General features: G+C 34.0%; 23 protein-coding genes and 1 tRNA gene. 14 read left to right on the forward strand and 10 right to left on the reverse strand.

What is annotated here, in order from left to right; genetic code table 11:
• Nucleotides 1-135: 135 nt before the first annotated feature.
• From QXK50_05530 to QXK50_05545, 4 genes are all read left to right on the forward strand, one after another.
• Nucleotides 136-780, forward strand: a complete 645-nt coding sequence (locus QXK50_05530) for a DUF4443 domain-containing protein (protein ID MEM2008623.1) — start codon at nucleotides 136-138, stop codon at nucleotides 778-780.
• A 41-nt stretch (nucleotides 781-821) separates the two neighbouring features.
• Nucleotides 822-2,099 carry a hydroxymethylglutaryl-CoA reductase, degradative gene (locus QXK50_05535; GenBank protein MEM2008624.1) on the forward strand — a complete coding sequence of 426 codons (1,278 nt, stop codon included), beginning with the start codon at nucleotides 822-824 and terminating at the stop codon, nucleotides 2,097-2,099.
• Between the two features lie 353 nt (nucleotides 2,100-2,452).
• Entirely contained in the window at nucleotides 2,453-3,355 is a 903-nt protein-coding gene (locus QXK50_05540) for an RIO1 family regulatory kinase/ATPase (protein ID MEM2008625.1), read from the forward strand.
• 67 nt (nucleotides 3,356-3,422) lie between these two features.
• The gene (locus QXK50_05545) at nucleotides 3,423-5,405 is read left to right on the forward strand and encodes a DUF460 domain-containing protein (protein ID MEM2008626.1); all 1,983 of its coding nucleotides are present in this window, start codon (nucleotides 3,423-3,425) and stop codon (nucleotides 5,403-5,405) included.
• Between the two features lie 43 nt (nucleotides 5,406-5,448).
• Here the strand turns inward: QXK50_05545 and QXK50_05550 are convergent, their stop codons facing one another.
• Together QXK50_05550 and QXK50_05555 are read right to left on the reverse strand one after the other, a co-directional pair.
• The gene (locus QXK50_05550; GenBank protein ID MEM2008627.1) at nucleotides 5,449-6,663 is read right to left on the reverse strand and encodes a methionine adenosyltransferase; all 1,215 of its coding nucleotides are present in this window, start codon (nucleotides 6,661-6,663) and stop codon (nucleotides 5,449-5,451) included.
• Nucleotides 6,664-6,927: 264 nt separating this feature from the next.
• Nucleotides 6,928-7,221: a U6 snRNA-associated Sm-like protein LSm6 gene (locus QXK50_05555; GenBank protein MEM2008628.1), complete on the reverse strand. Its 294-nt coding sequence runs from the start codon at nucleotides 7,219-7,221 to the stop codon at nucleotides 6,928-6,930.
• Between the two features lie 66 nt (nucleotides 7,222-7,287).
• Between QXK50_05555 and QXK50_05560 the strand changes: the two genes are divergently transcribed.
• The 3 genes from QXK50_05560 (at nucleotide 7,288) to QXK50_05570 (ending at nucleotide 10,701) form a co-directional block, all read left to right on the forward strand.
• Nucleotides 7,288-8,007, forward strand: a complete 720-nt coding sequence (locus tag QXK50_05560; protein MEM2008629.1) for an RNA methyltransferase — start codon at nucleotides 7,288-7,290, stop codon at nucleotides 8,005-8,007.
• A 281-nt stretch (nucleotides 8,008-8,288) separates the two neighbouring features.
• Entirely contained in the window at nucleotides 8,289-10,277 is a 1,989-nt protein-coding gene (gene rqcH / locus QXK50_05565) for a ribosome rescue protein RqcH (protein ID MEM2008630.1), read from the forward strand.
• A gap of 16 nt (nucleotides 10,278-10,293) precedes the next feature.
• On the forward strand, nucleotides 10,294-10,701 hold the full coding sequence (locus QXK50_05570; GenBank protein MEM2008631.1) for a CBS domain-containing protein: 408 nt from the start codon (nucleotides 10,294-10,296) through the stop codon (nucleotides 10,699-10,701).
• Between the two features lie 179 nt (nucleotides 10,702-10,880).
• Here the strand turns inward: QXK50_05570 and QXK50_05575 are convergent, their stop codons facing one another.
• The 4 genes from QXK50_05575 to QXK50_05590 all read right to left on the reverse strand — a co-directional run bounded on the left by QXK50_05575 (nucleotide 10,881) and on the right by QXK50_05590 (nucleotide 15,496).
• Complete coding sequence (locus QXK50_05575) at nucleotides 10,881-12,014, reverse strand: AAA family ATPase (GenBank protein MEM2008632.1); 1,134 nt, start codon at nucleotides 12,012-12,014, stop codon at nucleotides 10,881-10,883.
• A 72-nt stretch (nucleotides 12,015-12,086) separates the two neighbouring features.
• The gene (locus QXK50_05580; GenBank protein ID MEM2008633.1) at nucleotides 12,087-12,953 is read right to left on the reverse strand and encodes a hypothetical protein; all 867 of its coding nucleotides are present in this window, start codon (nucleotides 12,951-12,953) and stop codon (nucleotides 12,087-12,089) included.
• Between the two features lie 38 nt (nucleotides 12,954-12,991).
• On the reverse strand, nucleotides 12,992-13,690 hold the full coding sequence (locus tag QXK50_05585; protein MEM2008634.1) for a CdvA-like protein: 699 nt from the start codon (nucleotides 13,688-13,690) through the stop codon (nucleotides 12,992-12,994).
• Between the two features lie 96 nt (nucleotides 13,691-13,786).
• Nucleotides 13,787-15,496, reverse strand: a complete 1,710-nt coding sequence (locus QXK50_05590) for a DUF2070 family protein (protein MEM2008635.1) — start codon at nucleotides 15,494-15,496, stop codon at nucleotides 13,787-13,789.
• A gap of 146 nt (nucleotides 15,497-15,642) precedes the next feature.
• Here QXK50_05590 and QXK50_05595 point away from each other — a divergent pair, with 146 nt between their 5' ends.
• A complete protein-coding gene (locus QXK50_05595; GenBank protein ID MEM2008636.1) occupies nucleotides 15,643-15,990 on the forward strand; it encodes a hypothetical protein in 348 nt (115 codons plus the stop codon).
• A gap of 27 nt (nucleotides 15,991-16,017) precedes the next feature.
• Here QXK50_05595 and QXK50_05600 read toward each other — a convergent pair whose 3' ends face one another.
• Nucleotides 16,018-16,959, reverse strand: coding sequence for a KaiC domain-containing protein (locus QXK50_05600; GenBank protein ID MEM2008637.1), 942 nt, complete (start codon nucleotides 16,957-16,959; stop codon nucleotides 16,018-16,020).
• Between the two features lie 188 nt (nucleotides 16,960-17,147).
• Here QXK50_05600 and QXK50_05605 point away from each other — a divergent pair, with 188 nt between their 5' ends.
• Both QXK50_05605 and QXK50_05610 read left to right on the forward strand, forming a co-directional pair.
• Nucleotides 17,148-17,894, forward strand: coding sequence for a DUF434 domain-containing protein (locus QXK50_05605; protein MEM2008638.1), 747 nt, complete (start codon nucleotides 17,148-17,150; stop codon nucleotides 17,892-17,894).
• Nucleotides 17,887-18,090 carry a hypothetical protein gene (locus QXK50_05610; GenBank protein ID MEM2008639.1) on the forward strand — a complete coding sequence of 68 codons (204 nt, stop codon included), beginning with the start codon at nucleotides 17,887-17,889 and terminating at the stop codon, nucleotides 18,088-18,090. The genes QXK50_05605 and QXK50_05610 overlap by 8 nt, the downstream gene beginning before the upstream one ends.
• A gap of 366 nt (nucleotides 18,091-18,456) precedes the next feature.
• On the opposite strand, the gene QXK50_05615 is transcribed toward QXK50_05610, so the two are convergent.
• A tRNA-Ile gene (locus tag QXK50_05615) sits at nucleotides 18,457-18,530 on the reverse strand.
• A gap of 218 nt (nucleotides 18,531-18,748) precedes the next feature.
• Between QXK50_05615 and QXK50_05620 the strand changes: the two genes are divergently transcribed.
• Nucleotides 18,749-19,555, forward strand: coding sequence for a PAC2 family protein (locus tag QXK50_05620; GenBank protein MEM2008640.1), 807 nt, complete (start codon nucleotides 18,749-18,751; stop codon nucleotides 19,553-19,555).
• Between the two features lie 44 nt (nucleotides 19,556-19,599).
• On the opposite strand, the gene QXK50_05625 is transcribed toward QXK50_05620, so the two are convergent.
• Nucleotides 19,600-19,929, reverse strand: a complete 330-nt coding sequence (locus QXK50_05625; GenBank protein ID MEM2008641.1) for a hypothetical protein — start codon at nucleotides 19,927-19,929, stop codon at nucleotides 19,600-19,602.
• Between the two features lie 109 nt (nucleotides 19,930-20,038).
• Between QXK50_05625 and QXK50_05630 the strand changes: the two genes are divergently transcribed.
• Genes QXK50_05630 through QXK50_05640 form a run of 3 tightly spaced genes read left to right on the forward strand, consistent with a single transcriptional unit; the run spans nucleotide 20,039 to nucleotide 24,105 of the window.
• Nucleotides 20,039-22,453, forward strand: coding sequence for a hypothetical protein (locus QXK50_05630; GenBank protein MEM2008642.1), 2,415 nt, complete (start codon nucleotides 20,039-20,041; stop codon nucleotides 22,451-22,453).
• The gene (locus tag QXK50_05635; protein MEM2008643.1) at nucleotides 22,446-23,009 is read left to right on the forward strand and encodes a hypothetical protein; all 564 of its coding nucleotides are present in this window, start codon (nucleotides 22,446-22,448) and stop codon (nucleotides 23,007-23,009) included. Before QXK50_05630 ends, QXK50_05635 begins: the two co-directional genes overlap by 8 nt.
• Nucleotide 23,010: 1 nt before the next feature.
• Nucleotides 23,011-24,105, forward strand: a complete 1,095-nt coding sequence (locus tag QXK50_05640) for a DUF87 domain-containing protein (GenBank protein ID MEM2008644.1) — start codon at nucleotides 23,011-23,013, stop codon at nucleotides 24,103-24,105.
• A gap of 28 nt (nucleotides 24,106-24,133) precedes the next feature.
• Here the strand turns inward: QXK50_05640 and QXK50_05645 are convergent, their stop codons facing one another.
• Nucleotides 24,134-24,802 (reverse strand): 50S ribosomal protein L15e, encoded by a 669-nt coding sequence (locus QXK50_05645; GenBank protein ID MEM2008645.1) that lies wholly within the window; start codon nucleotides 24,800-24,802, stop codon nucleotides 24,134-24,136.
• Nucleotides 24,803-24,807: the final 5 nt, after the last annotated feature.

A 24,807-nucleotide genomic window follows, 5' to 3' on the forward strand; every position in this document is an offset into this window, starting at 1 on the left:
TACGATGATCGATATTTTCTAGCTAAAAATATTTTTATTTCGACTCTATTTAATTTCAGGAAAAGATATTAGTGTTTCTAACTTAATGTAAAGTACGTGAGAAGAGAATCGACAGTATAGAACGTGGGGAACCTCTTGACCCTACCACTAAAGGACATAATAGCTAGAACATTATCGTCTACAAAAGGGGTGAAACCCTCATTTGATGATTATCATGTTATAAAAGCACTCTTAATTCTATATGAAAAGGGTCCCATGGGACGTCAGCTACTATCTAAAAACTTAGGTATAGGAATAACCCCTGTTAGAACCTTAATAAAACGATTAAAGTTATTTAATATAATTGAGGTAGATCCCGTAGCTGGATGTTTCTTAACATCACATGGATATAAAATCGCAGAGGGTATTCGAAATACTATTAGCAACGTCATTGAAGCAAGTAATATACTTGACAAAGAATTTTTACTGTACAAAAAATCATACGCATTTTTGATAAAAAAAGGTACGGTAATACTTAGCCAATTTAATGTAACAAACATAAGAGATCACATCATCAGATACGGTGCCAAGGCAGTTATAATAGTATACATAGATAATGATTTGGCATATATCCCACCCTATAGAGAGTTCAACGAAAACGAATATCTATCGTTAAAGAAGTTAAGATCTATACTCAAAGCTGAAGATAAGGATGCAATAATTTTAGTGTTTTCTGATTCAGATACTGAAGCAGAAAAGGCTATATATAGTGCATTATTAGAGCTTAATATACTCCGCTAACATAGTTAAGAACGGTCAGTATTTAGATAAATGGTGATAATTTGAGTTCAAATGTGATGAGTTCAAGAATTCCAGGATTTTATAATCTATCAATCGATGAAAGGTTGAAGATAATTAAAGAATGGGCAGGACTTAGTAATGAAGAAGTAGCACTATTACGAAACTTTGGAAACCTAGATTCAAGAATCGCTAATTCTATGATAGAAAATGTTATAGGAGCAATCTCGTATCCTTTTGCTGTAGCAGTAAACTTTAGAATAAATGGAAAAGACTATATAGTGCCTATGGTAACCGAGGAACCTAGCGTAGTGGCTGCCGCAAGCAATGCTGCTAGATTTATGAGGGAAGGTAATGGTATATGTGCTAATGCTGATAAACAATACATGATAGCGCAAATCCATATAGTAAAATCGTTAACACCGCGATATAGCGTTATGGAGATTTTGAAGCATAAAGATACATTAATCGATATGGCTAACGCTACTAATAACACACTAATAAAGCTTGGCGGTGGTGTTAAGGATATCGATGTTCGTGTAATTGAGACGAGGCGGGGACCTGTTATAGTTGTTCATCTTATTGTTGATGTTCTAGACGCAATGGGCGCTAATACTGTTAACACCATGGCTGAAGCTGTTGCACCATTTCTGGAACAAATAACTGGTGGCGAAGCTAGACTGAAGATAGTGTCTAACTATGCTACATATAGATTAGCACGTGCATGGGTCCGGATACCTGTGCAAGATATAGGGCGCGATATAGCTGAAAAGATAGTTGATGCTTCTGCTATAGCTGAAGCTGACATATATCGCGCTGTAACACACAACAAAGGAATAATGAACGGTATAATAGCTGTAGCCCTAGCTGTAGCTCAAGATCATAGAGCAATAGAGGCTGGAGTCCACGCATATGCTGCAAGAGACGGTAGATACAGACCCCTTAGTTACTGGGATCTAGAAGGCGAATATTTGGTTGGAACATTAGAACTACCTCTTCAGATAGGTACAATAGGGGGTGCGGTGAAAACTCATCCCATAGCACAAATAGCCCTCAAGATACTTAAGGTTACAACAGCAAGAGAGTTAGCCGAGGTCATGGCTGCTGTAGGACTGGCCCAGAATTTTGCTGCACTAAAAGCTCTTGTTACTACTGGTATACAGGCAGGACACATGAAACTTCATGCTAGAAATCTTGCTGTAATGGCAGGCGCTAAAGGCGAATTAATACACGTAGTTGCTGAAATGATGATCAAAGAAGGTAAAATATCATACGATTATGCCAAACTGATCCTTAATGAACTGCAAAAATCTAAAGACTAGGCATAGAAAATTATATGACTAGTGGATACATGAAACTCTTATCTCTTCAATAAATTCGATAAATTTCTATGTAACAAATTATGTACAACAATGTAAAGCTTAATTAATGGAAATAATCCTCAGCTAGAAATCATCGTGACTAAAATATATAAACTGATCTTAACACGTATCATTTATTTGGATGAAGAATCCCGCGCTCTCGATCCATAATAAATGAAGAGAATCGCGGCCGCCACTGACACACCTAAATAGTTTTATAATATCCTGTGCATTATTATTCTAATTAACCTCATAAGATATACTCTAAAGATAGCTAACACCAGTACTAAATTATGTGACTGTAGGGTGGGCTATTGGCAAAAATAGGAATTATCTACCGAAAACTTGTTCCAGAGGACTTCATTTTATTAAGGTTCTTGGTCAGAAACTTAAATAAATTTGAGTATGTACCTCTAGACTTCGTTGTTAGGAAATTTGAAGAAAGATACACTCAAAAAGAAATAGTAGCCAGAATTAAGAAATTATTTCAACTGAAATTGTTAGTTAAACATCCAACAATTGAATCATATAGAGTAACTTTTCTGGGACTTGATTGTTTAGCTCTTAATATTCTTGTTTATAAGGATGTGATCAAAGCTATAGACGACAGGATAGGTATAGGTAAAGAAAGTGAGATATATAGAGGCCTCGGTAATGACGATAAGCTTATCGCAATTAAGTTTTACAGAATTGGAAGACAGTGTTTTAGGCATGTCACAAAGTATAGAGGATACTATGAAAATATTGAACATGGTAGATGGCTCCATAAGAGTATTATAGCTGGAAAAAGGGAAAGAGAAGCTCTCTACCTTCTTAATAAATATTTAATAGGGAACATTCCGAAGATATATGGAGGTATATTGCATACTGTTGCCATAGAATTCATAGATGGTTTGATGCTTTACGAAGTCAAAGAACTCATTGATCCATATAACGTATTCAATCAGATAATAAATACTGTAAAGACTATCTATAGAACCGTAGGTATGGTTCATGGCGATTTAAGCGAATACAATATCCTAGTGAATTCTAGTGATGACGAAGAGAAAATATATATAATTGATTGGCCTCAATACACATTATCCACAGATCCTATGGCTTTACGGTTACTAGAACGTGATGTTAAACACATAGTTGGATTCTTTAGAAGACGTTTCCATCTAGACATAAGTTTAGAAGAAACACTTAAATATGTGCTAGAAAATAACAAGACTTGAGTACTGATTATGTTAATGTATTTATGTACATTATCGATGAGCTAGAGTTCCACATAGGATAAGATATATGAAGATACTTGGACTAGATATAGTTAAGGGAAGTCCATTATCACGTACAGTACCTCCTAGATATTCTGTAGTTATTATAGATGATGAAGGGAAGGTGATGTATGAATCTCCCGAAGCCTCACTAAGCACAATAATTAAGCTATCTTGGGAATATTCGATAGACAGAATAGGTCTTGACAATATATATGAACTTGCACCAACGTCTCAAGATATAGCTAGAATTCTTTCATTATTTCCAAGTCATACAGAGGTCTACCAAGTTACTTTAAATGATAACGTTTTTACTAGTCTACTAAATCAAGTTTCTAAGTTAGGTATATCTATATCATATAAGCCTACATCCCTTCAAACAGCATATTTATGTGCATTAATAGCTCTTCAAGGTTTAGGTACACCGATAAAGGGTGTAGAGCGTAAGACGAAGATCATAATATCTAGGGCAAAATCTATAGGACCTGGCGGCAGTAGTTCTAATAGATTTGCTCGAGGCATGAGAACAGCCATACTAGCCACAGTTAAGGAGATTAAATCATTATTAGAAAGAGAGAAACTAGATTATGACCTAGTAATCCGGAAAGGTAGTGGAGGTCTTGATAGTGCTGTTTTTACAGTATATACTGATAGTGAAACCGTGAGAAAGGTTATTAGACCATACAAAGGTAGAGATATACGTATCATAGTAAGACCTATATATTCTAGCATTACAACAATATCAAATGATGATATAAAACGAAGACCTCTAATAATCGGAATCGATCCTGGAATAGAAACAGGCTTGGCTTTAATAGATCTTTCTCTTAACATAGTGTTATTGGAATCGTCAAAAAACTTGGATAGAATTGAAATAATAAACAAGATATATAATCACGGTTTACCGGTACTTGTCGCTGTCGACACTAATCCTCCACCAGAAAGCGCGAAAAAGATATCATCGATACTTGGTGTACCGTTATATACACCCTCAGAATCTCTAACAATAGATGTTAAAGATAAATTGATTGAATGGATCAAGAGAAAAAAACGTATTGAATTAAACATATCAACTTCACATGAAAAAGACGCTCTTGCAGCTGCAATAAAGGCCTATAAATCCTATGAGAGAAAGCTACTAGAACTCGAGAAGAAGCTACTAGAACTCGAAATAGATGTAGATCTGGACGAACTTAAAGCAATGATTCTAAAGGGTAAGAACATTAATGAGGTAATAGAATATTCCATAGAGAAACATCTAGAGGGACTCTTAGAATCCAATAGTTCACCTAAGGATTATTCTAGACAGACAATAGAATCTGATGAAAGAATAAAGAATCTCGAGGCAAGATTACTTGAACTCACAAGAGAAAACGAAAGTTTAAAACTTAAGTTGCGTGAATTAGAGAACAAACTAAGAGAGCTAGAATTTGAAAAAAAGTTCCAGATATCAGCTAGCTTAGATCTTGAAGCTCATCGTGATAGAATATTAACAATGTTGAAGGAACAAGTAAAACAGTTGCGCAATACAATAATCATACTAAAAAATGAAAACGAGAAATTAGTTAATGAAAAAATGAACCTGATATCTATAATGAGTAAAATTATTTCAGGGAGATACATAGGTATCCCAAAGATTAAGAACCTAGCTCTATCTAATTTGCATAGTTTGAAAGAATTAGTCTCTAGAACAAAGATACTGGCTGTTAGTGAAGACACAATATCTCTTGAGGTTATAGATATACTTAAACAATACAAAATTTTAATACTATTCGAGAAATGTTCAGAGAATGTTAAGCAATTACTTCTCAAAAATGATATACCTGTAGAATGCAATATCAAGATTAATCATATATTTGATGATTTCATTTTAGTAAATAGTGACGATCTAGAACAGTCATTATTTGATGCTGTAAGTACTCTTTATTCTAGTCGTGGAGAAAAACGTTTGGATCTAAACGATATTATTAGAATAGTATCAGAGTATAGAAATTATTTATACTCTAATTAAGAATGCTACAGGGTACACTATATAGAAATAGATTGAGATTACATTAAAATAATGTTACTTTGCCCTCAACTATATCCATAGTTACCTTATGTATATTCTCTAGAGCCTCATTAGCTATAGCTTTTGCTTCATTCATCATGTCTGATGTTAATGTTTTCTGTGGTACTAATTTGATATCTACGGCTAGAGGATTATCTATTGGTTGACCTATCTGACTAAGCAAACTCACATAGACCTCAGTTACATCATTTATTTGTCGATATATCTCATTAGCAATGTTACGTGCAAGAACGTTATATATCTTACCTACATGACTCACGGGGTTTTTGCCTGCCGTAGCTTCTAAACTCATTGGTCTCATAGGTGTTATTAGTCCATTAACCCTATTCCCCCGACCAGTAGCTCCATCATCACCGTGTTCAGCTGAGGTACCCGTTACAGTTAGGTAGAATACATTTTTCTCAGGTTTGTCACCCACATTAATCTGTACCTCAACTTCATAGTTTTGCGCTATTTTTGAAATTTCATCTATTACTAAGTTCTTTGCATCCTCCTTGATACTCATATATTCTTTTTTATCTTTAACCTGTTGAGAAACCATAGCTACTGCTATTGTTATCTTTATTTTTTTACCTACTCTTAACCCCATGACCTTAACATCTTCGCCTAAAGCTGGCATTAACTTCTTAATGCGTGAACTATTCAACAATTGCTCAACACTTAGAACTACTTCTTCTAATGTCGATAATGGAGCATATCCTATACCAAAACTTGTATCGTTAGCCAAGGGAACTTTAGATATGCCAAGCTCATATATACCTACAAGATCTACACTACCTTGACCTATTTTGTAATCTATAATTACATGTTCTCTAGGGTCAAGGTATCTAAAGTTAGATTTTATCCATTCGTTAGCTGCCTTCAATACTATGGTGCCTATCGGGATAAATTCTAGATCTGAAGCTGTTTTTACATAAGATGTAGCTCTTCCTGATACAATTATATGGATTGGATGTAGAACCTCACCACCACCAAATCGTGGATTTGATTGACCCCCAATTACGAGGACTTTATCTATATTGTGATGAAGAATGGTTCCATAATTCTTCATGTAATATTTACATAACTCTCTGCTTACAGCTTCTGCTATACCGTCAGCTATATAGTCTGGGTGTCCAAGTCCCTTTCGTTCAACCATTTCTATTGTTAGGTTCTCTACCCCTTGCCATGGATATTCGTATACATATATATTCTTCATATTACTGACCTCATCTGGGGTTATCAATATTCGTAGAGATTATGTATAATGTATATTGACAGCGTTTTTATTTTATCTTGATCTATCACTATACTTCTTTAGCTAACTTCTTTAGCTAGTTTGTATGCCTTCATGAATATGTTTAAACATGATTCAAATTGGCTGCATATTTTGCATTCTATTCTATCAATTGAGAATTCAAAATTTATTGGACAGTTACTGAATTTTCTTGGCTGATTTTTATTTTTACGTTTTTGAATCAACCTATACCTCCTTAGCTAATACTTGTCTTAATTTCGCTTCTGTAAAGTCTACTGAAATATAGAGTATTTGACTGCCCCTTATAAATATCCTTCCATATTTTGCAACAGTTTCCCTACCCCCATCATTGTATTCTGTAGCCTCTTCTAGTACTACATTCATTGTAGGATCTGTAAGCACTAACCTTCCCACGAACTCTGAACCTTCTTTTACTTTAACCATTACAGTTCTGTTCATAGAGCCTCTAAGCACGCGTAGAGGTGTTATAGATGGTCTCGTCTGTGGTTGCGATGCCAAAATTTCTCTCCCTAACAATGAACTACGTATTTTTGGCGGTATTAAAAGTTTAGTGGGAAATAGATAATGAATAGTTTAATAGCTCATTCAATTATCAAAATCGGTAAGGATCTAAAGAATGTGATACTAATTGGTGTACCAATAATGTCAGGTTTCCTGGTAGTTGTAGAACATTTAGAGCCATGCTTAAATAGATGGATATTAGCAGAATACGAGTTTGTAGCAAAAATTTATGGATCTAGAGTCATTTTTACAAATATCAAAAACAAAGAACATTACAGAATATTGTCGCGCTATGCTAAAGTATATAACATATCTATAACAGATATGCTGAAGGATTGTGATCATGTAATCGTTCTGGACCCTGAAGCTGATAAAGAACTAGAGCCTGAAGAACTAGCAAGCATAGAATATGTTATTCTAGGAGGTATAATGGGCAATCATCCACCTAGAAAAAGAACCAAGCTCTATATAACTAATAGATTACCTCATTCTAGAGCTCGTAATCTTGGAAAACTCCAGTACACCATTTCTGGAGCTACATATGTTTTAAGGCAAATTGAATTAGGAAAGAAAGTACGCGATATAAAGTTTATTTATGGATTAAACGTGAAAAAGATTTTAGGAAATAACGTAGAAGTGGATATTCATCTTCCTTACGCTTTTCCTTTAGATGAGTATGGAAATATAGTTTTACCTGATGATTATCTTGAGATAGTTACGAACCATCTCATAGTTCATGAGAGTCGCATCTTAACCACAACAGTTAAGGACAACATATGTTAAAATTGATATAGCAAAATAAACAGAGCTCCCACGAAAGAGCAGATCAAATTTTGTATCTACTTTTACAAGTAATTTAATAATAATTATACTAGGTATGTATAAGAGAGGCAAATATATCCATGTAAAATACGGAGCCAAATCATTAAAAATATTGTAAAGTACTGAAAGAAATAATCCTGTGTTGACTAAAATAGATATTATGATTCCGCATAAAACTCCATATATCCCTCTAAGAAGTATTATAATAAACTGAATACTTAGCTTCATTGAAGTGCTGCTATATGGATTCAGCATATACTCACCGAAAAAAATTAAGTATGAGCTGGCTAGATTTAAAATTATGGTTAAAAGAGCAAGGCGGTATCGTGACTCATTCGTATATAGATAAATTGTACTATATTCCAGAGGGACCTATACTTCTAATGAAACTATACAACAGTGGTAAATCTTTATCGTTCTGGTTGATCGTAGAGCCATCAAAAAGGGTAAGTGTATCTTTTAGTGATCTAGCACCTGAAACCTACCCTGAACCTCCCCAGAAGATATGGAGATCTCTGCTTAAGGACTGCTACATTAGTGATCTTTCCCAAATCACTTGTGAGAGAATATTCTATATAAATCTAAACTGTAGATCTACAACCAGAAAAATTGTTGTAGAGCTTCTACCTAGAGGAAGTATATGCGTACTAAATGAGGATAACAGAATACTTTTATGTAACGAATACAAACATATGAAGGATAGAGAATTAAAACCAGGTCTAATATATGTGCCTCCTCCTTTGCAACATTTTTGTATGAATCTTTCTGAGATATTTTATAAGGTTGGTAGAACAACCAATCTAGATGTTACCCGAATTCTTGTTAGAGAATCTGGAGTGCCACCAGAGATTGCTGAAACTATATCAATTCAATGCTACGTAAAAGGTAAAAAATTGGGGGAGCTATCGGATTCAGAAATCCAATGCTTAGCCACAACATACAAAAATATTATTGATGCTATAGAGAATAGCTATAAAGCATGTATAGTTTATGATGAAAATGGTGTACCTATAGGTTTCTACCCATATATTCCGTTGCAGTTTACTAATCATAAAATCGAATATTATTCTACACTTAATGATGCAATAAACAGGTATTATGAAAACGAATTCAAGGAGATACTATTAACAGTATATTCACATAATCTAAAGAAAGAAATTGATAGTATGAAGAAAACCATAGATAGAATTGATTATATGGTACAAGAGTTGAGGAAGAAATCTGTAGAACTAGAAAAGAGATTAAAAATAATAGAGGAAAACTATGACTATTTCGAGCAGCTTCACAAATGTATTCTTGATAAAATAAAGTCTAACGGTTGGAATGAAATTCTATTGTGTGGTTCTATACACGATTTTTCTCCATCGTCAGGAACGTATAGAGTAAAACAAGGAGAAATTATTTTGGAACTCGACGTCAGAAAAAGCTTTATTGAGAATTACAATAATTTACGTAAGTCTCTGGCATCAATTTATAAATCTATCAATCGAGCAGAAAAGGAAAAAAATGATATTCTAAACAGACTTCAGGAGCTATATAAACAGATAGAGTATAAAGAAAAAAGGATTAGCTATAGAATGAAAAAAGCAAAAGAATGGTACGAGTCGTATATATGGTATATTACATCATCTGGATTCTTAGTAATTGGTGGAAAAAATGCTTCACAAAATATGAAAATTATAAGAAGATTGGTTGATTCAGATGATATAGTGCTTCATGCTGATGTTCATGGTGCAAGTACCGTAGTTATAAAAACCTATGGAAAGAGTGTCGATTATGATAGCATTAAGGAGGCATCTCTAATAGCAGCTTGTTATAGTAAAGCATGGAAGAATAAGTTATTTAGTGTTGATGTTTTTTGGGTAAAAGGATCTCAAATATCGTTATCTCCACCCTCAGGAGAATATCTTCAGAAAGGTTCGTATATGATTTATGGAGAGAGAAACTATTTAAGAAACATTGAACTTAAGTTAGCTATAGGTATTGAGATAGTAAATGAAAATTTGATTAGAATATTGATAGGTCCTGAAGATGTGATAAGTAAGAGGACTATAGCATACTTTGTCATAATTCCGGGAGATGATGATCCTCAGAGCATTGCAAACAATTTCATTGAATTCTTAAAATCAAAAAAACTTGATGAGATAGCAATAACAGTAAATATTAATGAAGTCGTTGATAAGACGCCTGGTAGAAGTAAAGTAGTTAAACTGGTAGTAAATTATAAGTAAGATTTAGGTGACTAATGTGCTAAAAGCTTCAGATATAATGGTTCCGAATCCCATTCAAATCAGGGGTGGAGCTACGGTATATGAAGGTATAAAACTTATGGAGCAGTACAATATAGCTTCATTAATAGTAATAGATGATAACGGTGTAGTTCTGGGTATTGTTACAGCTAAAGACTTGATAATAAAGGTTATAGCTAAGAATCTCGATACAAAAGCTGTGAAAATGATAGACATAGTCTCAAGACCTGTAACAGTAGTTGAACCGGATACCCTCCTCAAAGACGTCATAATGTTAATGATAGGGACGGGACATGGACATATCCCAGTAATAAATAGATCTGGAAAAGCATTAGGAATAGTTACCATAGATGATGTCCTCAAGTTTGTCCCGGAACTTCTTGAACTAGTAGAATTGCGAAGATAAACAATAATGTGATGTATGATAATACAGAACTATAATAATCTATGTACCTTATGTGCCACTAACTATACTAAAGGTGGATTACTAGATTATTAGAAGAGTTTTACTTAAGTATTTCTAACTAGAATTGGTGAGGATAATGTTTGTTTTGTAGTTCATATAATAGACAATATAATACAAAATCATGTTCCATACTTCTTTGACCATTCTTCATATTTTTTCAATAGCTCTAGAGAAATACTGGGTTTTCTATTTTTCAAAACCTCTGTAAAATCGTTCATGGCAATAGGTCTTGGATTTCCATCTATTTTTCCAGATCGGAATAATTCCCTTATAGTTCTAAGATACGATTCTAAAACTATGTCTCTTATATCACTAGCAGAATAGCCTTCCGTAAGTACAGCTAATGTTTCAAAATCAACATCATTTGACACATTTAAAGATTTCGTATAGTATTCAAATAGATGTTTTCGTGTCTTTGTATCTGGAGGAGGTATGTATATTCTTTTTTGAAATCTACGTAGAAATCCTATGTCTAGCTTCCATGGTTTATTTGTGGCTGCAATAGCATATATGAAGTATTTTTCCCCTTTTTCAGTAAGCCCATCTAGTTCTTGAAGGAACTGATTTCTGACTCTCACTTCCCCGCCAATTTCATGCTCATACATACCAAGCAGATCATCAGCTTCGTCAAGAAATACTATAACAGGTTTTTCTCTTCCTACTTTACGAGCATAATCAAAAATAGCTGACACCTTTCGCTCTGATTCACCAAGCCATTTAGATAACAAGTTCGATGACTTAATATACATGAAAATCCCTTCAATTTCATTGACTATGGCTGCAACCAGTAGTGTTTTACCACATCCTGGAGGTCCATATAAGAGTATTCCTTTGTGCCATCCAAAAGGAAATAGATCTGGTCTTTTATATGGATATATTACTGATTCTATTATTGTCTGCTTTACTTCATCAAGCCCCACTACGTCTTCAAATCTTATGCTAGGTTTTTTATTTACAATGAACTCCTTGATTGATTCTTCTATATCGGCTTTGGATTCGTTATCTCCTCCTAATGGTATAGAGATTTGCGATTCTTTTTCTAGTTCTTGAGCCTTTCTGATATAGGATTCAGCAATATTTCTATACATATTGCTAATAGTATCATTCCTGTAATTGTTTGCTAGCATGAATAGAATCTCTGCCGCTTTTCTATAGTTTTTTGCAGCATCTAGTTTATTACCCATTTTTTCATTAATTAATGCCTCATTTAAGTGTTTCCTTGCCAGACTTTCAAGGTATTCCCTACTACTCATATACTCACCAAGTGGTACTCTTCCACCCCAGAACTATATATACTGCCTAACTCTAAGAGTAAATAATAAAAATCATGTAATTCTTATAAATCCTTTTTCCTCTAATCTTTTGAGAATTTTTATTACTTCATCCTTCGTTATACCAAAAGTCTTTGCACATTCATTTATATCTAACATTCCATTCTTATTCAATATATAATGGTATATCCTTATTTCTAAATTGTTACTAGCATTATGATTATAATAAGATGTGGGTACAGCCGTAGGAATAGAACTTCTATTACTTATGAATCTCTCTTCTCTTTGTATTCTATTAACTACTTCTCTGTTTACTGAATCAATCATATTCTTTAGCTGTATAGGTAAAGGCTGTAGACTCGATCTCATATTTTCTTCAGCTTTAGACTCCGCCTCTTTCATTATTTCTTCTACTTCTTTTGTTTTAATGAATATATTCACACTTGGTTCAGGAGCTTGTGTAGACGATACTAATGAGTTTGTATTACTAACTATAGTATCGAGCATTGATGCTAATTCTGGCATAGTGGGTGTAAACATATTCTTCAATTCATTAAGTATGCCGAGAGCTGTAGAGAGAGTCTTCATGTCACTAACTATATCCATTGTTCTTAATCGCTCTAATACCCTTTCTATAGCTAGCAAGGCTATATTGACAAATTTTACTAATTTCCTAACCTCAACAATTTCTGATGCATATATAGCTGCTCTTTCTCTATCGTTATAACTTAAAGCTTTCACAGCATTAGCTAATAGCTCATCATCTCTTTCCTTCAACCTTCTCTTGACTTCCTCGAGCCTTAGTTTAAGCTCATTAATAGATGATGATAGATATATAAGTACCCCCTTCTGTTTATCTCTGGATGATGATATCTTTATTAGTTTAGCAAAAGAGTCAAAAATTCCTGCGGGTGTTGACATAAATTCCTGCCTCGTAATATTGTATTCGTTTATGTTCTCTAGCTCGTAACCTTAACAGCTATTGGTCCACTTTGTATGTTTACATTCACTATTTCATCAGCTTTTTCAGGTTCGAAAGATTGGAGTACCGAAGTAAGTTCTTCTTCGAGTTTGGAAAGTAAAGATGTGTGCTTCTCGATATCCTTTTTCTCATCTAATGCTGTTTGTTTTGCATATCTCATAAAGTCTGCAGAAACTTTGAAGCCATTTTCGGGTAACTCGCCTGAAGTATAGCTTATCATCAAGTTTGTCATAGCCTTCTCTATGTGTATAATGAAGTTCTCTATATCGTATTGTCTTTTCCTTATGACATCTTTAAGTGATTTTGTTTCGATCTTTACTTTATTTATTTCCTTATCGAATTTCTCCTTAAGCTCTTTATATGCATGTTGGGGAACCTGGTTCTTTTTATAGAGTTCCTCGAGAGCTTTTATTCTCTTTCTCAAGATATCAAGCTTTCGCTCAAGCTTTTGAGCTTCTACGAGCCATTCAGGCAAAACCTTTATTCCGTCATCTTTGTTTTCTAATCTTTCTGCAGGTATAGTTTCATATGTGGAATCATTTATCATAATCTCTACTCCTGTAACTTTGCCATCAATTTCGCTGTATACACCTACAACTACACCAATCTTTCTACCATAGACATCGGATATTGATTGACCCAAGCATGTAGCAATTTTTTCTATCGTTATACTCATGAATATCACCCTGATTTATTTGCTTACAGCATAATATTTATAAAAAGTGTGACATACATAGATCATTCAACTATATGTATATACATATAATATAATTTAGTGAAATAATACTGATGTAAGACATAATATTAATGTTAATATATATACAAGAGAAAATGATGCTAGCAGATACCTAATGATCTTTTGGCTTACAAGTTTAGCCAATTCAAGAAGCTCGAATATTTTTTGACCTACAATTTTACTTTTAACTGCGATTTTAGATGAATATATTGTAGCATCCTCAATAGAGCTTAGACTCATCTTTAATGCTAATTCGACAGCCTTAACTAGATGGAAATTCAGTTCTATTGCTTGATATGGTTCTTTAAATGTAATACCTGAACATGTATGATCATCAGCCGTAAATATCTCTGCATCAGTATATCCCATATCCATTGCTAGTTTTCTCAATGTTTCTCTAACACCAATTAGGGCATTATTGCCATACAAATATATGATAGCGTACATGGAGTTGTTACACTTGATTGTCAAAACCTTAACTTTGTTACTACATAATCCACCTACATATCCTTTAACATATGCTTCACCATAACCTGCGCCAAGTCCTTTACAGACTCCCGTACTTCTTGATAACGATGACAATATTATGTTTTCATATGCATTTGAATCCTCTATAGGTGTTCCTTTAACATTATGACAATCTATTATGGCTACATCTCTTAATCCATACATTTTTCCAAGCTCTAAAGCCCTTAGCTGAACTTCAAATGGGATATCATCATTACCTACTATTGGTGTTGAAATAGCTATAAAGGATGCATTATTTGTTTGAAATACAAACGCCTCGAAATGATTATCATGAACCCTAAAGGGTCTATACAGTATGTCTTCTGTAAATTCGTCCATTGAATTCAATCTATCAACAACTTCCTTAACATATCGCTGACTTTCATTAACGCTAACTATGTTTCTTTCATGAGATCCCGCACCATGGAAAACTAGGGGAACTATGGTGGTATCTCTTGTTAGTTGATCAAACATATGTGGTATTGCTGAGCTACCAACATTCCTAAAGGGTCCAAAATGAATCTCTGGTACTAGATATGCAATTGTTTTTGATTTTGTTCTAAATAATATTATATGTGTAACAATGTTTGATTCCTGACTTATAGAATTGAGTGCTAATGAGAAGTCTTCATCAGTATTTAAAAGCATTGACTTTATCCAAGCATTTGCTATCTTAAATATATCTAGCTCTCTATGGCTACTAGATATGATTTTCACAAAATACAGTGATATAGCTATTGGCAGAGACGATATGATTAACCTAACAACAATTCTATATAACATAAACCTATCCGTAAATATCATGAACAGAAATTCCGCGGTTAATGTGTATACAATTACCGTATATGATTTGTACCGCGATCCTGTAAAACTCCTTAATACAATAACACCTAACAATGGTATGACAATGTAGGCCAACCCATAGATCCCTGCTAAAGCTCCCAGCAATTCAAGAGGTATTCCCGGAACCAGAAGAAAAAAAGCCATATTTATAGCCTGTCTAGCTCTTGTGTAAGGTATTAATAACTTTATGTAAAGTGGTAAGAATACAATAAACATTGTATGAATTATAGATGTTGATGCTGTCTCCTTTAGATCTATTCTATTGCTATACCACATTAGTACATAGATTAGAATTAATACTGTCAGAATGAATGTATAGAGGTATTTTGAAGGACTAGAAAGACCCGACGGTATCCTTAATGTTCTATAGTACTTTAAGGCTCTCTCGTCTAACATTGATCCCTACCTGTACATTAAATGTATATCAATAGCTTACAGTTATTACTGATTACTAAAAAGACGTCCTTAGATTAAGTTTTTAAGTATTAAAACTGTACTGAGTTCTATCAGAACCCAGAAAACTTCGATATTGGTATAATAACATGAACTATAATTCGGTCTATATAAGAACACTACTAGAAAAAAGCTTTAAGAAGGTTTACGTAATTGAAGAAGGGGCTAGGTGTATTCTCTTCTTAGCTTTGCATAACAATGCACAATACCTGATAACCGTAATTAATGGTGATTACTCTATATATTCTAAGGTTGTTCCAGCAGACCTCTTGATCGAAACTTACTGGAATTGTAATTACGTACTATACACTCCACAAGGTCTTTACGCTTTTGCTAAAAATGTCGAGGAACTCATAAACAAAATTATTGCTATAGTAATGAAGTATGATAAAGCATACCATCATAGCACTTCTCTACATTCTGAACAAACCGGCTAAAACAACTTCTAATATTAACCTAATAGTCTATAGAGGTGAAAGTACAACACCTTTATCTGGCACTATATCCAATTTAAATGCGTGCCTCTCATGATTTGTCATCCTCATTTTCTTGATTATCATATATCTCCTAACCTCCTTGCTACTTTCTACATCGTCCATCCATAGGTGTAGTACTCCATCGGCTATGTGCTCTAACCCAAACCCAAATGTTGATCTCGTAGTCATTGCGTACTGACTAACTAGATATGCTGTTACGTTTTCTCTATGTGTAGATACTTTTAGATCATAGCTATATCTTCTAGCCATAGCAGGTTTATCGGCCCAAAAGGCAGACATCGAATCTATAATCAATCTGATATGTCTTATAGGTGATCTTCCACCTTCTTTCAGAACGCCAAGGATTCTGTAGGCCTTCCTTATGGATGCTATAAGTGTCTTTACATATAGTGCTGCAAATCTTCTCTTTCTAACAAACTCAGCATCTACCGATGTAGTCTCGCTAATCTGTTTAGCTACCCTAAGTAGACCAAAAATATCTATAACAACTATGTTTGGAGTTTCTTGAGGTTCTTTAGAGCTCGATATATCGTATATATTGTACTGCTCAAAATCCATACCGAATTGTTTAGCCTGCCTAATAACGTCTCTAAATTCTGCTTCTGTTGTAATATAGACGGCAGGATCTCCCGTCTTTAAACCAGCCCAAGCGAAATGCATACACAAAATAGATTTACCTGTACCAGGTTCACCGGTTATAGCAACCCAAGACCCTTTGGGAATGCCACCTTCAAGAGCTTGATCAAGTTCAAGAATACCTGTAGAAACCCGTGTTATACCTGTAGACTTTGAGGTCTGTTTTAACGATTTATCAACTTTATGTTCTTGATGCTGGGTTTTTGTTTCGTATTCTCTTAATTCTTCTTCGATACGTTCTAGTTCTTCCTCGAACTCGAGTCCATTAAACATGATTTCTCCTCTTTGTACATAGCTTAGTTTAGTGATGCTTACAAGACTGAAAAACTTATTGTTGTAATACCTTTATGTGACGACTTAATGATTCTTGATACTATTTTTTACAGAGCTACAACATTAAACACCTAGTGCTAAAATTTTTGAGAAAAGTAGAATGAGTTCCCAATGGTGAGGTTTATATAATGGAAACTCCATCTAAGTTTGATAAAGAAATATACGAAGCTGCCTATGACTATAGATACCTACTAACAAAGCGCTACCCTGTTAAAGCATCATTAAATATTGTTACAGCTAGATATACATTGAGTAGCAAAGATAGATTGCTTCTCTACCGATGTGTACATTCTGAACATTATGTAGCTGAAATTAATAAGAAGTTTTTCTGCAAAAAATTGAATGGATTTAAACTAATCGTAGATTTTTACAATGTTTTGATCTCATCTATAAATATGCTTCAGAAAGGAGAAGTATATTTGTGTGATGATTGTGTTCCTAGAGATTTAAGGGGATCAAAATTACGTGTAGAAGATTCTAAGTATATCGAGAAAGCTATGAAGATCATTGCAAACATTATTCTAGACCTTAAACCCAATGCCATAATCCTTGTTGCAGATAAAAATATCAGTTTTAGTCTTAATCACGTACTAAGATTCATCGAAATTCTAGGCTATGGTAATATACCATCTTCATATGAATTGACTTCAACACCAGATAAGAGAATAATAGAGTATTCGAGAGAAGAAAGATCTGTAATAGCTACAACAGATTCTGTTATAATGATGCAGAGTTCATTGATTTTTCCTCTAACCTACATTATTATGTATATTTTGAAAATCTCTCCCGCCTATAATTTCGCTAGTTTGTTCAATAGTGCGTGTTCTGTATGTTACAAAGATCTCGTACACGATATAGATGAATATTGTGAATGAAATTCCGAGAGGTATGCTTATAGTTAATGCACCAAATGTACCACAGCTAGGTTTTACACTACATTCAATTAATATAAACGCTGGTGGAATATATATAAAGCTTTGTGGCATAAGTCGAGATATGTCTATCAAAGAACCCAAGAATGAATACAGTGATGATACTATGAATAATATAATGGATACAACCTCTCTATAAAGAGCCTTTATCGAAACTATATCACGAATAATAAGTAGAGCAATTGAAAAAAATAGAAGGATGTTCGTTATTGGCATTAACTCTACAGTCATCCTTCCTCTTAGTAATTGAATATCACTAAAGTATCGTAACGTTAGCAAATAAAAAGTAGATAATGTCAAAGTTAGTGAAACAATAATTCTCACAAACTTAATCTTACTTAATGATACTATGCTGGTCACCTATGGTTTACAAATAGAGTTGAGCTTAAATTTTTGTAGCAACATTACATAGATGTTGCTCTCAATTAACATAAAGAATCTTTGTGTTCTATATTTACATACTAATGCTACTAATGACCTTAGAACACATATTAAATAAAAGTTATGGGCCCGCGGGGATTCGAACCCCGGACCACCCGGTTATGAGCCGGGCGCTCTACCTGGCTGAGCTACGGGCCCATATCCAAAACACTACTCTATATGCCAGAGGTTTTATACCTTACGTTCTGATTAAATTACGATCAGTTTACACTGTATTGATCAGCTGTGCATACTTAGGTGAATTGCATATCATTTCCACTAATAATATTGTAAATCATTACACTACTATAAATTTTACTATCACTGATTCGTCTTATTTCGTGATAGAGTCTTTAGTATGGTAAATTACTTTATCTATGTTTTTAAATTCTGAAAGAACAGCTCTATACAGTGTATATGTTATGTGGGTGCTAGAGAAGCTTAAAAATACACCTCAGAATAATAATACAGTAGCTATAGCTGGTTTTCCGGGTATGGGATTTGTTGGCAAGACTGTAGCCGAACATATTAAGAATTACTTAAATACTGAAGTAATTGCCCGTATATACGGTTACAGCTTTCCAGCACATCTAATTTCAAATGATAAAGGAGAGGCTGATGTTCTTAATATAGAGATTAGTTTTGCGGAAATTAACAACCTAGGGATATTGGTGATAACAAGTGAAATGCAGCCTATAAGCGATCAAGGTCAGCATAGCTTAGGCAGATTCATAGCATCTAAATTAAGTAGCTTTGGTGTTAAAGAACTTATAACAGCTGCTGCTTTCGTTTCAGAAGCTATAACACATCTAAGAAGAGTATACATTGTAGGAAACGATATAGAAACCATTAAGAAGTATATAGCTAAAGGAGCTGTACCACTAACTGGAGGTGTTATAAGCGGATTAAATGGAATAATGGTTGGATGGGCTAGACAATTCAATATAAAAGCTGTCTGTCTATTGGGTGAGACTTGGAGAAGTATTGTTGAAATGAATTATATTGATTATACTGCAGCCAAAATGATTATAGAATTGTTAAATAGCGTCTGGCAGTTAGGCATAGATACAAATGAGCTTGTAGAGAAAGGAACAACAATAGAGAACAAAATTCAAGATATAATAAATCGATATGTACAGAGACAGGAACAAACACAAGATAAAAGGCCTTACTACATAACGTAACCATTGATGATCAATTATCATGAATAAACAGTTTTTATTCTACATCAAGACACAGCTTCAGCAATATTAGCATTATTTTGTTCTACTTCTAGTATCTCTACATTGTTTCCTCCATCAGTAGACTTTACCTCAATACTACACCTTTCACCTTTTTCTAGAACCTTAATCAGCTTCTCTCCTTCACTAGATAGCTTGTAAAGCTTATAATTTCCTCTGATATAGACTAGTTCAACAATATTTAATGCTTCAAGTATATGGAATGCCGCTAACACTTCATACCTTGGCAAACCTGTTGCAGCTATTATATCACTAGGAGATGCTATCCTGTCTTTCAATGAGATAAGTATCTTGAGTAGCTTCTCACGAGCATCCAAGGATTTCACCAATGTTTTCTCACACCTTTGAGAACTATTTTAGATAAACTACAAATAAAAGAATTGATTTAACATTATATAAATGAACATCTATCTCGGATTGCACACTATGCCTACATTGCCTACAATTATAGAATTCAAGAAAAAACTGATAGACCCTCAGAACTTAGATATCAAGCTATATAAGACTAGCCGATACGTGCTTTTAGAACTAAAGAGCACTACATTGCATCTTCATCCTCCGATATTATACGACAAATATAGCGAGGAAATAGATATTGCATTAACCCCCTTTATTGTTGCAGAACCACACGGTTATATAACGTTATACTCTATAGCATCAGATCACTTTTCCAATCCTTATTACAAGATACCGTGTAACAACTGTAAAGCGATAGTATTAGACAAGTCATCAGCTTTAATAACGGACATAACTACGAACAAATCCATAAAAGTCGTTAGAGGATCCATCGATAAAGGAATACATGTCTTTGATGTAGATAGTATAGACATAGATATACGCTACATGCATCCTCTGATTAATCATGCTATTTATGTCTCGAATGATAGAACGTTGTACAAACTTAACGTAACTGAAGAAGGTATCTATTTCGAGCCACGTAACCAATGCAACAAACTCTACCACAGTAATAATTACCATAGAATTTCTTTATGTGTCTGTGATTCTTCTCTATCAGAAATATTCATTAGTAATAAAATTTACGGAATGAATTTAAGATCAAATGCCTTCCGTGATTATGAAAATACCAAATATATTCGCGGATACATGATCAATAACGTTGGATCTATAGAAATAGATAATGAAAGAAATTATGTGTATGATCTAAAATCAATGTCGTTAGTGGATGTTGTACATGGGTTTAAGCCTCTATCATTATTAGAGAACAACATTATCTTAGGTATATCGAATGGAAATATCATGGCTTTATACGATATCGAGAAGAAGATTTTAAGAAAAGTAGCACGAATAGATGTTAATAAGCTAAAGGATTTTGATGTAAACGAAAACATGAACAGTATTTTAGTGGTTTATGAAGGTTTTGTCTACGTATTTAATCTCATGAATAATCTTGTATACCTGAGGCTAAAAGCTGAAAATGTTTATTCTGCTACTCTAGTGGACACCTTTTTGTTTATATTTAAAAAGAATTGTATAGATGTATATAGTGTCGATCTAAACCATAACGGTATATATCTAGAAAAACTATCATCCATACCTAGATACCTTGTTAAGTGCAGACCTCTTACTGATAAAAGTGTCGTATGTATTGATATACTAGGAAGGATTATTATTGACAAAGCTGAAAACATAGCCTCAAAATACAATATAAAGAGTACAGTCTTGCGCAAAAACTATGGTAAGTCTATATACATGCGGGGATACATTACATCAATTCTACTCAATAGAAATTTTGCCTCTCTTACCAGATTCCATAAAGTAGATGCATTTAGCGTAATAGCTGATGGTGAGAGCATTGAAAACTACATTCCTACACCATGCAAACCTTATACCAGTGATTACATAGATAATTCTAGACAAAATACTTCATTATACTTTCAATCTATTCCTAAAGTGTATAAACTCTTGGTTATTGACGAATATGTGATACCCATAGAAGCTAGTAATGTAGATAATAACCTAAATTTTTTGACTATACTGTGGAAAACAGAACATATAGAAAGGAGGATAGGTTACGATGCAACTAACTTTAGGAAGTTTATTAGACTTTTAAAGGAGGGGTATACCGTTTTTCTATCTAGTAAAGGTAGAGATATAGATTTTGGGTTTGCAATAGACAGATCGAATATAGAGAACATTAATTTAGCTAACTTTCTAGAAATCGAAAACAACCTCCTATGCGTACTCGAGAACTTCAGCGAGTTCAAAGACGTACTAGATCCTGTAAATCTTTTAGTAGTATGCACTAATACTTTATTAGAACAAAAAGGGAATATGTGTGTTGATCTTACTCCCTGTGAAAAAGTACTATATTTTGATATAGAGTTCAAGATCAATGACGCACGAAAACACATTATCATACCTCCATATAAAATACTTGAGTTTAGAACCAGTATAGAAGAACATAGCAATAGGATTCACGTAAAGTATGCCTATGGTGTACCCCACATATCGATACCTAAAAAATGTATTGATCTAATAAACCCTAGACTTACTCTGAATAACAAACTTTGTCTAGAATTAGGCATTGTTAACCATTGCGAGAACGTAGGGACAACCATTGTCACCAGTAGAGGTACAGTGGAATATATACAACCGAGCACACAGAAGAACCTAAAAATAGATGTAGATCTATACGACCTTGTGGGATCCAATCTTCAACTGGTAGCATATGAATCAACCGGCAGAATAAGTAACTACATGATTCCTATCAATCTGCGTGAAATATTCAGAAGAGCTTACGCTAACGCTTTAAAACTTTCTAAGGTACTAGGGATTAGAAACGATTACAAATTACGTTACAATGTACTTCATCATGATTAAAGATATGCTAAAAAAAGGATTAAATCTAATTACAGGTTGTCGAAGTGGTAGAACAAGTTGTAGAGGCATCAAGCCCGGAGTCTTCAAATGTAATGAGTATCTTGTCGCATTGTATAGGATTAAGGACTGGTCTATCAATATACATGAACTAACTTATCTAGACTATGTATACAATCTAAAGAAGTTTCTTGATGTATTTAACACAGAATTCTGTCAAACAATCTTCTATACAGATATTCAACCTGTAGATGTCAATAAATACCTCTCTAAACTAAATCACATGATGCAAATGAAGCTTGTAGAACTTGAACTTGATAAAGCTAATACTAGATTGCGTAGCTACATCGAGAAGTTGCTTGATATTAGGAAGCGAGTGTTAATGGGTATAAAACCTGTAAAGAGCTCAAACATTATTGCTATGATATGTAGTAATAGAGTTGATTCAGACAATATCAACAATGTGGCTTACAAAGCAAAAAATGTTCTCGATATAGATCTAGAACCCTTACTTGAAACTCATTATGCTGAAATTTTCCTCAATTTTCGTTCACCATAGATTGCGTAGAAAAATCGCTCTTCTCGATACTATCTCTATACCTTTAACGCTATTCATGAGCAATAAAAATGATTATAATGGAATATACGTAGGTATAGATATTGTATCAGGTAGCAATATATACTGGGATATATCTAGATCTTTTTCACCTCATATCCTTGTTATAGGGCCTACAGGTAGTGGAAAAACATTGACTCTAGCAGCTATAGCTAACAGGTTTAAGAACCGTTATGCAGGATGCGCAATATTTATGGATGTAAAAAATGAGTATTCAGATATTTTAACCTTATATAACTATAAAGATATCTTTGTAATAGATCCTGTTAAAACATCCTTACCTCTCTGTTTTTGTCATGACGATAAACATCAGAAGCTAGAGTCTGTGAATACTGTTGTTGATGTACTTGCTAAGGTGTTTTCTCTACACCCAACAAAACAGAGAATTCTCCAAAAAATTCTTCTAGAAACATGTATTAAGTGTAGTGATATTAATGATAGTTTAACGATTAGTGAGGAAATATTGTTGGATAGAGATATCGAGGAGGCTTTGGAAACGGCTATGAAACTGTTTAACGTATATCTTGATGTTAATGAGCATCCACTGGCTATACAAAATAGTAAGAAAACTTATGTAGTTAACTTAAAGTCTCTCTTCCTTAGAAATAAAGTCGATAGCGCTGCAGTCATTCTATACACGACGAGATTTATTCTGGAGGAACTCGGTTACAGCTTGATTACAACTCCTAAAATCATTATGGTTATTGATGAGCTCTGGCATGCTTTACCATATTTAGCTGAAGATTTTATCACAGTATTGACGAGATATAGTAGAAGTTTTGGTTTGTCCATACTTATGGCTACACAAGGAATTGATGATCTTTATCCTTATTCTGATACTATAGTTAATAGTTGTGGAGGTCTTATATCTATGGCATCAAGTTCGATAGCGTATTGGCAAAGACTTAGACGATATCTTAATCTTTCTAATAAATCTATCGAAAAGGCCCTCACACTATGTAATCAAGGTGAAGCTGTAGCTCGTTTCTCACCACAAAATGTGCCACTATTTCTGTACATAGACCCATTAGAGCAATGAGGTGTAGTAAAGTCAGTTAAAATAAAAGTTATTTCTTTATTCCTAACTCTTTATATACCTCTTTAGGAGCAACAAGACTTGCACCACGTCTGGCTTCATGTCTTTTCTTGAGTATCCTCTCTTTCTGCTTCTTTCTCCATTTGTGTCTATGGGTTTCTCTAATACCTCTGGCTCTTATTAAGCCTCTAATCTTTCTACCAGCTGATGTTTTTCCTCTAAACACTCTACCTCTTTGACTTGGATTAGCTATCCAGTTTATATCTGGATCATTAAGTATCGCGGGATGATGCGGATCCACTAATATTACTTCATAATACTTATATAGACCATCTTCACCCACATAGTAACTATTCAAAACCTCAAGATTTCTGTATCTACGGGCAGCCCTTTCTTCGGCAATAAGTCTTAGACTCTTTTTAGGCGAATGACCATATACACCCATTCTCTTAGGTCTTCTACCAGATCTAGGTCTAGGTTTTCTAAGACCACCTTTTCTTACTCTCACCCTCACTACTATGAATCCAGGCTTAGCTTTATAGCCTAGTTTTCTAGCTCTCTCTAGTCTCGTGGGTTTCTCGATTCTCACTATTGACGGTTCTCTACGCCATTCAATAAGTCTACTTTTAATCAGTTTTTCATGTTCTTCGCCATGTTCCCTCCACAGTACAGCTATGTAGTGATACATGGATTTTGTCACTAGCT

It is taken from the genome of Ignisphaera sp. (assembly GCA_038831005.1).
GTDB lineage: Archaea > Thermoproteota > Thermoprotei_A > Sulfolobales > Ignisphaeraceae > Ignisphaera.

Coding starts and splice junctions, on each gene's coding strand:
- QXK50_05550 (MEM2008627.1), bottom strand. CDS start 6,663: ATGAAGAATATATATGTATACGAATATCCATGGCAAGGGGTAGAGAAC.
- rqcH (MEM2008630.1), top strand. CDS start 8,289: ATGGATTCAGCATATACTCACCGAAAAAAATTAAGTATGAGCTGGCTA.
- QXK50_05545 (MEM2008626.1), top strand. CDS start 3,423: ATGAAGATACTTGGACTAGATATAGTTAAGGGAAGTCCATTATCACGT.
- QXK50_05620 (MEM2008640.1), top strand. CDS start 18,749: ATGTTTTTAAATTCTGAAAGAACAGCTCTATACAGTGTATATGTTATG.
- QXK50_05575 (MEM2008632.1), bottom strand. CDS start 12,014: ATGAGTAGTAGGGAATACCTTGAAAGTCTGGCAAGGAAACACTTAAAT.
- QXK50_05635 (MEM2008643.1), top strand. CDS start 22,446: ATGATTAAAGATATGCTAAAAAAAGGATTAAATCTAATTACAGGTTGT.
- QXK50_05595 (MEM2008636.1), top strand. CDS start 15,643: ATGAACTATAATTCGGTCTATATAAGAACACTACTAGAAAAAAGCTTT.
- QXK50_05585 (MEM2008634.1), bottom strand. CDS start 13,690: ATGAGTATAACGATAGAAAAAATTGCTACATGCTTGGGTCAATCAATA.
- QXK50_05605 (MEM2008638.1), top strand. CDS start 17,148: ATGGAAACTCCATCTAAGTTTGATAAAGAAATATACGAAGCTGCCTAT.
- QXK50_05590 (MEM2008635.1), bottom strand. CDS start 15,496: ATGTTAGACGAGAGAGCCTTAAAGTACTATAGAACATTAAGGATACCG.
- QXK50_05630 (MEM2008642.1), top strand. CDS start 20,039: ATGCCTACATTGCCTACAATTATAGAATTCAAGAAAAAACTGATAGAC.
- QXK50_05560 (MEM2008629.1), top strand. CDS start 7,288: ATGAATAGTTTAATAGCTCATTCAATTATCAAAATCGGTAAGGATCTA.
- QXK50_05580 (MEM2008633.1), bottom strand. CDS start 12,953: ATGTCAACACCCGCAGGAATTTTTGACTCTTTTGCTAAACTAATAAAG.
- QXK50_05600 (MEM2008637.1), bottom strand. CDS start 16,959: ATGTTTAATGGACTCGAGTTCGAGGAAGAACTAGAACGTATCGAAGAA.